The 12,829-nt window shown below is 45.1% G+C and carries 7 protein-coding genes; all 7 read right to left on the minus strand.

Going from position 1 to position 12,829, the window contains the following annotated elements:
- Positions 1-73: 73 nt before the first annotated feature.
- The 7 genes from ispG to LDO73_RS11845 all read right to left on the minus strand — a co-directional run bounded on the left by ispG (position 74) and on the right by LDO73_RS11845 (position 12,792).
- On the minus strand, positions 74-1,195 hold the full coding sequence (ispG, locus tag LDO73_RS11815) for a flavodoxin-dependent (E)-4-hydroxy-3-methylbut-2-enyl-diphosphate synthase (RefSeq protein ID WP_224058049.1): 1,122 nt from the start codon (positions 1,193-1,195) through the stop codon (positions 74-76).
- A 178-nt stretch (positions 1,196-1,373) separates the two neighbouring features.
- On the minus strand, positions 1,374-2,327 hold the full coding sequence (rodZ, locus tag LDO73_RS11820; RefSeq protein WP_224058050.1) for a cytoskeleton protein RodZ: 954 nt from the start codon (positions 2,325-2,327) through the stop codon (positions 1,374-1,376).
- Between the two features lie 214 nt (positions 2,328-2,541).
- Entirely contained in the window at positions 2,542-3,687 is a 1,146-nt protein-coding gene (locus LDO73_RS11825) for a bifunctional tRNA (adenosine(37)-C2)-methyltransferase TrmG/ribosomal RNA large subunit methyltransferase RlmN (protein WP_410431076.1), read from the minus strand.
- Positions 3,688-3,912: 225 nt separating this feature from the next.
- The gene (ndk, locus tag LDO73_RS11830) at positions 3,913-4,338 is read right to left on the minus strand and encodes a nucleoside-diphosphate kinase (RefSeq protein ID WP_006658631.1); all 426 of its coding nucleotides are present in this window, start codon (positions 4,336-4,338) and stop codon (positions 3,913-3,915) included.
- Between the two features lie 287 nt (positions 4,339-4,625).
- A complete protein-coding gene (pbpC, locus tag LDO73_RS11835) occupies positions 4,626-6,947 on the minus strand; it encodes a peptidoglycan glycosyltransferase PbpC (RefSeq protein ID WP_224058051.1) in 2,322 nt (773 codons plus the stop codon).
- Between the two features lie 112 nt (positions 6,948-7,059).
- The gene (locus LDO73_RS11840; RefSeq protein WP_224058052.1) at positions 7,060-12,099 is read right to left on the minus strand and encodes an alpha-2-macroglobulin family protein; all 5,040 of its coding nucleotides are present in this window, start codon (positions 12,097-12,099) and stop codon (positions 7,060-7,062) included.
- A 240-nt stretch (positions 12,100-12,339) separates the two neighbouring features.
- Positions 12,340-12,792: an enhanced serine sensitivity protein SseB C-terminal domain-containing protein gene (locus tag LDO73_RS11845; protein WP_224058053.1), complete on the minus strand. Its 453-nt coding sequence runs from the start codon at positions 12,790-12,792 to the stop codon at positions 12,340-12,342.
- Positions 12,793-12,829 lie beyond the last annotated feature (37 nt).

Below are 12,829 nucleotides of genomic sequence, written 5' to 3' on the forward strand. Positions count from 1 at the left end.
ATGACCGCGATTAACACAGCTAATCACGGTGATAAATAAAAAAACTGACTCATGATGAGCCAGTTTCTAAATATTATTTATCTATCTGATTAACATTTATTCGCATGCTTTCGTCTAGCATTGCCGCTTTGGCTCGAATTTTAGCTTCTAGCTGATCAATGATATTGTTATTATCAAAGCGTTCTTTTTGACGAATACCATCTTCGTAGAATCCGCTCTTGGTTTTCGCACCCGCGACACCCAATGTAGACACTTCAGCTTCACCTGGGCCGTTCACTACACAGCCGATGATAGACACATCCATTGGCGTGATAATGTCTTCAAGTCGCTGCTCTAACGCGTTCACCGTACCAATCACGTCAAATTCTTGGCGTGAACATGTTGGGCAAGCAATAAAGTTGATGCCACGGGAACGAATACGCAGTGACTTCAGAATATCAAAGCCCACTTTGACTTCTTCAACAGGATCGGCGGCAAGCGAAATACGCAGTGTATCCCCGATACCTTCAGAGAGCAGCATTCCTAAACCAATAGCTGATTTCACGGAACCTGAGCGCGCGCCCCCCGCTTCAGTAATGCCAAGATGAAGTGGTTGATCAATTTTTTGAGCAAGCAGACGATAAGAGCCCACGGCAAGGAATACATCAGAGGCTTTCACACTGATTTTAAATTGGTCGAAATTCAATCTATCCAGAATATCCACATGGCGCATGGCTGATTCAACCAACGCTTCTGGTGTCGGTTCACCGTATTTTTCTTGAATATCTTTTTCCAGCGAGCCACCATTCACACCAATACGAATAGGAATATTGTAATGGCGAGCGCAGTCAACCACTTGGCGAATTCGCTCTTCGCTACCGATATTTCCCGGGTTGATACGCAGGCAATCAACACCGTATTCAGCCACTTTCAGGGCAATACGGTAGTCAAAGTGAATATCAGCGACCAGAGGGACATCAACTTGCTGTTTGATTAATTTAAAGGCTTCTGCGGCATCCATCGTGGGTACCGATACGCGCACAATATCCACCCCAACACGTTCAAGGGCTTTAATTTGGCGAACAGTTGCTTCAACATCGGTTGTACGGGTATTGGTCATTGATTGAACAGCGATAGGTGCGCCGTCGCCAACAGGAACATTACCGACATAAATACGGGTGGATTTGCGTCTTTTGATTGGTGATTCGTTATGCATTTTTGTTTAATTCTCCGAACATCCATGTGCTCATTTTAATACCATGGCGCTCTTTAATATCATGGCATAGTATATGGTCATTGCTTTAACGCGACCCACTATACACAAGAAAGCAAACTATAAACTATCACAAAGAGTGTTTTAGGATATAGTTTGCTTCTTTAATTTCGTAATATTTTTATGCTTCTGGCAACTTAAATTTAGCAGAACGTTTTGCTTTGATGAAGCGGCTTAAATCAACGTTTTTACCTTGGAATTGCACAGTCACATTGGCAGGCGCACCGATGTTTAAACGGTAAGGTTGTGCACCATCTAGCTCTAATTTATCGCCGCCATTTTTCATGCCGCTAAATAAAACTTTATTGTTTGCGTCACGAATTTCTAACCAGCATTGACCAGAGAAATTCAACGTCAAACCATTGCTATTGGCAACGGCGGTCTCTGTGGTTTGAGTCACATCAGTTTGGACTCTGTCTACGGAAGGTGTTGTTTGCAGCGCATTTGGCAGCGGGATCGTTCTCACGCCTTCCGCGTCTGTGTTCGCTGTTGTTGCTTGGGTATCAGCTAAGACGGGCGCAGGGTCAACCAGCGGATCGGTTTGCACAGTGCTATTGTCAGTTGCAAGTGGCATATCAACCGCAATATTGTTTACAGATTCGCTAGTATTTTGTTGAACCAAGGCTTCATTTTGATTAGCCATCGACAACAAATCTTTCTGTTGAGCATTATGGTCTTGCCACCACCAAACGCCAACCATCGCAATTAAAACAATCACGATCAGCCACGTCAATTTCATTAGCCAACCTTCGCGTTTTTTACGCTTTTTGCCTAATGAGTAGCTTTGCATTGGGGAAACATTCGGGGACTGTGCGGGAACATCGCTTTTTAACAGGGACGTAATTTCATTTTCAGGGATACCAACCATTCGTGCATACAAACGAATGTAACCACGTAAAAACGTAGGCTCTACGCCCGCAGGATGAATATCTTGTTCTATTTCCTTTACCGTACTCACTTTAAGACACAGTCGCTCCGCAACTGTTTCTTGCGTTAGTCCCATACGCTCGCGAGCGCGGGATAATAATTGCCCTACAGTGATAGAAGTTTGTTCGGTATTATTTTCGATAGTCATTAGCTGGCAACACTATTTCCAAGTTTAATAAATATAAAGCAGATTTCACGCTACTTTACCCGTCTGATTACGTCATAGTTTCCAATGAAATTGTTTTTAACAACGATAGAGAAGATATGCCGCTTTAATTATTGTAGGCGAACCAGGGCGTTTTGCCTAACCATAAAACGCCCCGAATCATAACCTAACTCACTGATTAGATATTATCTATATATCAGACTGATTTTACCTGGATAGGTTCCCCAGCAAGGCGTTTTTTCAAGGTACGTTTCGTCCTATCAATAACATCCCCTGCCAGTTGTCCACATGCAGCATCAATATCATCACCACGAGTTTTGCGAACTATAGTCGTAAAACCGTATTCCATCAATACCTTAGAGAATCGATCAATTCGGCTGTTGGAGCTACGACCATACGGCGCTCCCGGGAACGGGTTCCATGGGATCAAGTTGATTTTGCTTGGTGTGTTTTTCAAACATTCTGCAAGTTGGTGAGCTTGTTCAACGCTATCGTTAATATGGTCAAGCATCACATATTCAACCGTGACACGTCCTGCATTCGCATTGGATTTCGTTAAATAACGATTCACGCTAGCTAAGAATGTTTCGATATTATATTTCTTATTGATTGGTACGATGTCATCACGCACATCATCCGTTGGCGCGTGCAGAGAAATAGCCAGCGCGACATCTATCATATCGCCTAACTTATCCAGCGCAGGCACAACGCCTGAAGTGGAAATGGTCACGCGGCGTTTTGACAAACCGAAACCAAAATCATCTAACATGATTTCCATCGCAGGAACCACGTTATTTAAGTTCAATAACGGCTCCCCCATCCCCATCATCACCACGTTAGTGATAGGACGACGACCGCTAGACTTCAGCGAACCGATGATTTTAGCCGCACGCCAAACTTGCCCGATGATTTCGGAAACACGTAAGTTACGGTTAAAACCTTGCTGCGCTGTAGAACAGAATTTACATTCCAGTGCACAGCCAACTTGAGAAGAGACACACAGTGTTGCGCGATCGGCTTCAGGGATATACACCGTTTCAACCAGTTGGTCACCGACTTTGATAGCCCACTTAATCGTGCCATCGGATGAACGTTGTTCATCAGCCACTTCAGGTGCTCGGATCTCAGCGACTTCTGTTAATTTCGCGCGTAGCACCTTGTTGATATCGGTCATTAGCTCGAAATCATCGTAGCAATAGTGGTAGATCCACTTCATCACTTGGTCAGCACGGAACGGTTTTTCGCCGAGCTCAGCAAAAAATTCGCGCATCTGCTTGCGGTTTAAATCGAGCAGGTTAATTTTTTGACCGCTTTTTTCTGGCTGCCCATTTTTTTCTGGCATAGCAGATACAGCAGAAGGAGTTGCACACTGTGCATTGGTAGTCATATCAGACATTGAGTTTGCCTCGTTATTACACTTTCGGCAGTGCGAAAAGCACGACGTAAATTGGGATTGCGATTAGTCTTGACGACTAAAAAATAAATCACCCTGTTAACGCGATGATTAACAGGGCGACATATTGTACAAATATTATAACAATAATGCTAATGCATTATTGAGAACGCCTTAGCGTGGGCAGATTTCGTCAGCAGCGAAAAAATACGCGATTTCACGCGCAGCAGACTCTTCTGAATCTGAACCGTGAGTTGCGTTTTCAGTGAAGCTGTCTGCGTAGTCAGCACGTAAAGTACCCGCTAATGCGTTGTCTGGGTTAGTTGCGCCCATCAGGTCACGGTGACGTTGGATTGCGTTTTCGCCTTCTAACACTTGTAACATGATTGGACCAGAAGTCATGAATTCAACCAGACCATCAAAGAAAGGACGACCTTTGTGCTCAGCGTAGAAGCCTTCAGCTTGTTCACGAGTCAGGTGCATCATTTTAGCAGCAACGATTTTGAAGCCTGCGCTTTCAAAACGGTTGTAAATTGCACCGATTACGTTTTTCTTAACTGCGTTTGGTTTGATGATAGAAAATGTACGTTGAACAGCCATAAATAACCTCTTAGCGATTGACTTGACTTTTACTCTTTATTCTCTGCTTTATTTCTCTTACTTAACCCAATGTTTCCACTAGAATTTCAAGAGAGGCATATGAAGAACCAAGAATATGTGCCTGTTGTAGTTTTTATATTGTTTCTATTCCTGATGTTAGGAAGCAGAAAAATAGGGCGTTGATTATAGGGGCTTGGATTACAATTTCCTACAGTCACATCAACATTTTGTTAATCTTTTTATAGCAAAAAATACTAGATTTTTAATTAAGTCATCGTTTTATGCTATTACTTCACCTTAAAGTTGATAGCAGTCACCTGTCCGCTCATATCTAAGACAGATATTTGGTAGTTTCCACTTTTTTCGAGCGTCAGCAAAATTGCTCCATTTTGTTCTGTATTGTTCACTTGCTCGCCGTTTAAAAACCACCATTTTTGCCCTTGTCCACCTTGAGTGAGTAACCGCAGGTCTAAACTGGTTTTTCCGGGTAAACGCTGGAGCACTTCCCCTTCGCGGATCCCTGAAATTAATAGTGGCGGCATTTCAAGATTTAACGGCGGACAAGTAGTATCCGGCTTAGGCAGTCGATTCACTCGTTTTTCACTTGCCGGCAGCCATGATTCTACGGTAATCGGCCATAAATGGATCTCTTTTTCTTGGGCATTTGGGCAATCTGGTGCGACTTGTAACCCCTGCTCATTCACCCACACTTTTTGCCTGAGCCCAAGAGAGGATTCTTGATCTCGAGCCATTAGCGTTGGTGGAATAGTATTGTCTAAAATCCAACTCAAACGGCGCTGGCGACAATTACTATCTTCTTTCAGTAATGAGGTTCCCCCCGGCCAGCAGATCACAGCTTGGCTAACACTCGCTGGCCTTGAATCTTTGGGGAGCACTTCGCGAGATTGATAAATTCGCGTCAGCAGCATGTTATTCACTTGGTTCATAATCGGGATCGCTGTGGCATAACCAAGCTGCCCTGCAACTGGCGTCGCATCAGGACGACCGACCCAAACACCAATGGTATAACGAGGGTTCACACCAATAGCCCAAGCATCGCGGTAGCCATAACTGGTCCCCGTTTTCCATGCAAGATTTGGTTGTCCCGATAAGTTAGCATCAGGCATTGGGCGGGATTCTCCAGCCATAATTCGGCGAACAATCCACGCCGCACCCGGCGACATTAGCTTGCGGTCGCGGATATCATCTGTTGGTCGATAACGCAGTGGAGAAACTTCTCCTTGGCGAGCAAATGCACTGTAAGCTGACACTAAGTCTTCCATTCGTGCCGCCGTTCCCCCGAGGATCAACGATAAATTAGGTTCTCCGCCAACTGGGAAACGCAGTTCTGTGCCCACATTACGTAATTGAGCGGCAAAACGCTTACTGCCATATACATCCAGCAGTTGCACAACGGGCAAGTTTAATGAGCGCACTAACGCATCGCTCACACTGACAGGGCCATTAAAGCCGCTATCAAAGTTACCGGGACGATAATCATTAAATCGACGAGGTACATCCTGTAACAGTGATTCGGCATGGATCAAACCATCATCCATTGCCAGCGCATATAAAAATGGCTTGAGCGTTGAGCCCGGCGAGCGCCATGCACTGATCATATCCACATGACCAAAGCGACTATCATCCTGAAAATCAATCGACCCGATATACGCTTTCACGCTCATATCCGTGTGATCTACCACCAGCAACCCTAAAGAAGTTTGCTTGGGTAATTGGTTTTTCCAGTTCATCGCCATATCTTCGAGCTGCTTTTGCAGGCTAGCATCAATGGTGGTTTCTACGATGGATTCATGGGAATCTTTGATCATCCGACGCGCCAGTAATGGCGCTAAATGCGGGTTTTTACGTGGCGCAAGCCAGATTTGCTCTTGCTTAATTTCATTGACTTTTTCAGTACTCCAGACTTGGTATTCAGCCAGTCTATCGAGTACTTTATCTCGTGCGGCTTGCGCCCGTTCTGGGTATCTATCAGGTCTTAAACGACTTGGTGCTTGTGGTAAAACCGCAAACAGTGCCGCTTCACTTGCGGTCAATTTTGCAGGGGATTTATTCAAATAAACCCAGCTAGCCGCCCCAATGCCCTCAATCGTGCCCCCATAAGGCGCACGGTTAAGATACATTTCGAGAATTTCATCTTTGGAATAATGATATTCCAGCTGTGCAGTACGCCATAACTGTTTGAGCTTGCCGCCAAATGTACGCTCATGAGGGTCAATCAGCCTTGCCACCTGCATCGAGATGGTACTGCCCCCAGAGACAATGCGCCCAGAGCTTACTAACTGCCCAGCGGCACGCATTAATGAAAATGGGTTAACCCCCGGATGCTGGTAGAAATGGCGATCTTCATAGGTTAATAACGCGTCAATATATTCCGGCGAGACCTCCTCCAATTTAACAGGGAAACGCCAAATTCCTTCTTTATCAGCAAAGCGCCATAACGGAGTCCCATCCCCCGCAACGACCGTGCGAGCCATCTCAATCTGCTTGATTGGCAAAGGCCAAATTTTATCTGCTGCTAAAAAGGCCAGTGGCAATACCACGACCAAAACCAGTAGCGTCCACCCAATGCGACGTAACCATCTCTTCATTCGTCAATATACCAAGAGTTATTATTTGTTTTTATGATACTAAAAAAAGAGGGAAACACACGCTTCCCTCTTTATCTTCATCTAATTCAATGATTCTCTAATTTAATATTAATTAACGAACCACTTCCAACTGACCATCAGAGTAACCCGTTGCACGCCATTCTGGCACATACATGGATTCCACTTGTGGCACTGGTTTGTTATACACACCCGGCGTTACCGCGCGAGCTAAATAAACCAGTGTGGTTGGACGATATTGCTGAACTTCCACTGCCGCCACAAAACGGTCATCACGGTATTCCATATGACGAATCTGCGACTGCTGCATATCATCAATCATCTCTTGCAGATTTGGTGCTGATTCGCTGAGGTTAGCACTACTGTTAGCTAAGTTTTGGTTTTCCAACTCTAAGCCCGCAGGTAATAAATCCACCACCAGTGCATCAGGGACAGTTTGGTTGGCATTCACTTCCAACTTCACCACCACCATTTCGCCGCTTCTTAATCTATCGATTGAAATACGGTTGCCTTTCATATCGTAGTAACTGCGTTTGATATCCAGCACATTTGAGTATGGCTTCGGTGAACGCATCGGATAACCGACAACATTCAAGCGAGTATACAGTGTGCTGGTACCGCTGTTTTCAACACTATAACCATTCACTAGCTGTTGTTTAGTTAAGAACTCACTCACTGGTTTCTCTGAAACCAATGGTGGCTCTTGACCATTGACTAGTGCTTTCCATGGTGTTTCTGTCTCATTGGCATAGAAACGACCCGCTAAGTACAGGGCATTGCTCTCTTGAGTCGAGAAATACTTCTGCGAAGTCAGGTTGTTAGACAGCGTTTGCAGTTTTTGGTCACGGGATTTTGGCATCAAGTTATATTCATTCAGCAATGCCACGATCATCGCATCATCACGGATTGCTGAACCGTAATCACCAATGCTGCTGTAACGTGCGCTCTGTTTCTTCATACCATCAATAATGGCATTTTCACCACGCGCTTTATCACCCATCAGGTTTAATGCCACACCCAGTTGAACTAACGCTAAACCGCTAGTCGCATTGTTGGCTTGACCATAGATTTGACGCAGTGCCCCTAACGGTGCTTTTTGCTGAGTCGCTAACACTAAGCCCGCATAGGCTTGGATCGCAAAACGGGATGCGTCAGGCTGATCCGTGTACGGATAACTCACTTGGCTACCATCTTGCAGGTAACTTAACAGGCGTGCGTTAGCGTTATTCAATGCACTTTGCGGTACGGAGAAACCACGCTGATTCGCTTTGTTTAAGAAATCCGTCGCATACGCGGTTAACCAATACTCTTCACGACCCATTTTATCCCATAGAGAGAAGCTACCGTCATCACGCTGCATACTCAGTAAGTGTGGGATCCCTAACTCAATCGCTTTATGGCGATCCGCGTCAGTTTGTGAATTAATACCCAGTTTTTGCAGCTCAGCTTGTGTAGAGAACAGTGACGGATACAGCCCGCTCACCGTTTGTTCTAAACAGCCGTATGGATACGCAAACAGCTCACGAATATAGCGCGCAATTTGCAACGGTGGGCGGCTCGTTAATAGCACTTGCCCTTCCAGCGTATCTTGCTGTAAATAAGCAAAATCATTGGTTGGTAATGACCAAATTTCACCCGGCTCAATCGCGGTAGCAAATGCCACGGTTTCTGCCGGTTGTGCTGGTCGCACGCCCACTTTCCAACTATTTTTGTACTCTTTCTCCGCTTCCCCTTCGACTTTCACGCCGTTGATGGTCATTGAGAGTTCGCCTTCACCAAAACCATAATCGGCACTGACTGGCAACGTCACTGTAGTACGTTTTCCTTTGGTCAGTTCGATATCACGGGTTGGTGCGCCGTCTAATTTCACCATGCCTGACGCTTTGAATGTGACTGTCACATTCTGGGTGTTGTCGGTCATATTGGTAAGATCTAACGCGAAGTAAGACTTGTCGCCACTCGCCATAAAGCGAGGCATCGACATTTGCGTCACTAATGGTGCCGCTACAACGACTTTACTGTCCGCATGACCAAAATCTTTTTGGTTCCATGCTTGCGCCATTAAGCGTAATTCCCCGTTAAAATCAGGGATTGCTAGCGTAATTTCACCTTCGCCATTTTTGTCTAAGATGACAGGTTGCGCTTGTTCCGCAATGATTTGCACCTCTGTTAGAGGCTTCATACCACCACGTTCCAGCGCTGCATCTTCACCATCACCACCAAAGCGCAGGTTGGCTAACTTGCCTTGACCTTCAATTAAGTGGCCATACACATCATATTGGTCAACACTGTAGCGCTTACGACCAAAGAAAGCATCGTATGGATCTGGTGTTTTGAAATCGGTGATATTCAGGACGCCCGTATCGACCGCAGACAGCAACACGTTCACTTTTTCAGGCAATGGTTTGCCATCTTGAGAAGTGGCTTTGATCTTCACTTTCAGATCTTCATTTGGACGCATTTTTGTCGGTGCGTTCAGCGCCAATGCAATCTTACGATTTTCATCGGCTAGCGGCAGATGTAATACCCCAACGGCACGTTTGACGGTCGCTTCTTTAGAGTCATCCCCCGGACGAACAACTACCGCAGAGATATATAAATCATGGCGCGCCCACTCTTTATTCACCGGCACTTCCACATCTAACCCACCCGCTGGGACATCAATTTCCTGCCACCATAATGGCGCACTGCTAGATTCAAGCAGAATGTAACCTTTACCTGCTTTTGGTGCTTCGATGCGGACTTTGGCTTTTTCACCCGGTAAGTATGCTGGCTTGTTCAAGCTTAATTTCACTTGGTCAGGGCGAACGGAACCGCTGCCTCCGGTATTATCTTGCCAAGAGAATCCTGCCCAGAACTGAATGCTGCTGACTAGCTCATTTTCAGGGTTGGTAATTTCTAAACGGAATGAACCCCAATCTACTGGGAACGAGATCTTCGCGGTGCCATCTTTCGCGATAGAAATATTCTCATTCGCTACGACTAAATCTTTCTGATCGTAGTTAGAAACCCAACCGCCACTTTCTGACCAGCTCCAGTAGTAATCGCGACGCTCATACACTAAACGCGCAGTCAGGTTTTCCGCTGCCAGTTTATGCCCTGCCATATCTGACATGACAATCTCAAACTCAGCTAATGAATTTTCATCGACGTTATAACGCTTCGCGTAGCGGTCTGTACGGTAATCGTAGATCTCTTTTTTCTCAAAGAGAGGACGAATACCCACCAATTTTTTCGCTGGCCAAATCGCTTGCTCAGCACGGCGAGTCACTGGGCGACCACCTGCCTCTAATAGGCTAGCTTGCAGAACTGCCGTAATCGGGGAGCGCGTTGATTCCCAGTTGCTTTGCGGCAAGGAAATCACAGTTTCGCCGCTACCATCTAAGGTTAAGTCAAACTCATCCAGTTTACGTGGTAAACCTTCTTCATTAGTCGCGCCGAATTCAAAGCCCGGCAATTTCGCAACCGCCTCACGATTAGCTTTCAGCAACACTTGCCCTTGCAACTGGTTATCCGCTGCTGGAGCGCCGTAGAGGTAACGGCCTTTAATATCAAAGTCAACTGGCTGCGAACTTAATACCGGCTTCTCACTGCCTGTAATATCCAGCGCCATGCGCTCTGGCATAAAATCTTCAACATTGAATTTGTAATAACGTTGTGGTGAACCATCACCTAAATCAAAACGCAGTGACCAGCCACCTGTTTCGGCATTTTTCGGGATCTCTAGCTGGTACTGGTACAGACCATCTTGTTTTTCATCACCTTGCCATACAAAGCTCTTGTAGACCTGACCATCCGTCTTTAAGACATCCACTTTGACTGGCTGAGATTTCACAGGCTGACCATCGCCATCACGTAGTAAACCATTCACTAGCAGTAATTCACCCGGACGATATAAATCACGAGGGCCGAATACAAAGAACTGCTTTGCATAGCCTGAAGGGCCTGAGATATCAAACTCAGACAGGTCTAATGCGGGTTGAGTCAAGTCAATCATACTGGTTTGCCCTTCGTGGGTCGCCAGTAATAATTTGCCGCCAGCCAGTTTGTCTAACTGGGCATGACCGTCACCATCCGTGGTGCCTTTGGTGACTAATTGGCCTTTCTCATCCAAAATACGCAGCTCGACGCCTTTAATCGCCGAACCTTTGGCTAATGATTGGGTGAAAATATCCACACGGTCATGGTAGCTATGTAATGACACGCCGATATCACTGAGCGTAAAGACAGTCGCAGGGAATTGATAACTGTAGCTACCCGCTTTTTGCATGATCGCTAAATAAACACCATCTTGTTGCAGCTCTTTGATATCTTTTAATGGCAACAGAATGGATTGGCGGGTGTTTTTATCTGGGTTTAAATCGAAACGCCCCGTGTAGGCTAATTCGACTTTGTCGAGGAATTCATCGGAATACCAATATTCATAATTACTGCGGTATTGCCACATCGCAAGGAATTGCGGTAATTGTTTTTCATCGACACGGAAGAAATTCACGTCGATTTTATCCACGTTCAGCGCGATAACTGGCAAGCCTTGGGCAACTTTGCTTGGTAGTAAAGAGCCTTTACTTGCGAACCCAACGGTTGGAATAATTTGCGCCGTTTGGAATTTCTTCTCAAAGCTGTTGTTGATGGTGCGTTCGTTGACCGCTTTCACTCCCGGATTAACCGAAAGATTTAATTCTTTTGATGGCGGTAGATGGCGGAAACGTAATTCCATCTGGTTATCAGATAGTTCCCAATCTCCATCCAGCTTGCCTGATTTTACATCCACCAGATTCAAATACTGACCAAAATTTTGATTTGGTTGTAAAGGCACCGAGAATGTCACGACCATGGCGCTCGCACCATCTAGCTGCAATTCCGAGGCATCCAAAATTTCCAGATCTTTCCCGGCATATTTCTTCACTAACTCTTCATTGGAAAGCTTAGGCGCTGCCTGTTTTTGTTCTGCAACAGGCGCTGTTTTGGTACTTGTTTCTGCCGTTGAGGTGGAGACATTACTCTCTTTTTTCGTGGTATCGTCAGTATTATCGCAGCCCGCTAATGCCATAACGGACGCTAAGGCTAATGCTACATAACGCTTTTTCGTTTTTAGACCCGCCAATGAAGTCCAACTTGATTGTTGTTTCATTACCGCCCCATCCCTTATTAAGTTAATTTATTATGTTCATGAAGCCCAAGAAATTCCTTGAACTTAAATACGTTGCGATGATTGAGCTTAGTGTGTAATCCGCAATAATAAGTATGCGCATTAATTGAAAGCATAATTTAACAGAATGTAACACCAACACCTATCAGACAAAACGGAAAAAATAGCATGAAAAAATAAAGACGCGGAGACGTCCGGTCTTTATTTTGAATAAGGAGAGAATTAGATATTTTTGATGGGAATACTGTCGCGCAGGAAGCTGCCTAATCGGCGTTGATAAAATGGCGCAACGTGCTGGGTAATAAAGTGACTTAAGCCTTTTTCGTCTTCATTAACGATGCAAAAATCAATGGATTCATCCTCATCGATATATTCGCATGCGGTTGCGCCAGCTTCTTGAATAACTTCATCGATATTTTCTGCGCCTGGGACAAATTCCAACGCTATCATCAAAATATCATCAAATTGTTCATCTTCCACTTCTTGAACCGAAACAATAAACGCGCGTCGTATGACTTTATGTTGTTTAAAAAATTCACTGAGCGCCGCTGTCAATTCTTCAGGTTCTTGTTCGAGAACGCTTAATTTTAATGAAGAGCCTTCTGGCACCGTGAGTTCAGTAAACTGAACATCGGATTGCGAGTCTGTTGTTAGGTTTTGGGATTGTTGCGTCATTCAATATCCTCTACAACCAAAAATAATATCGTCTAAA

The sequence above is a fragment of the Providencia alcalifaciens genome (assembly GCF_915403165.1).
GTDB lineage: Bacteria > Pseudomonadota > Gammaproteobacteria > Enterobacterales > Enterobacteriaceae > Providencia > Providencia alcalifaciens_C.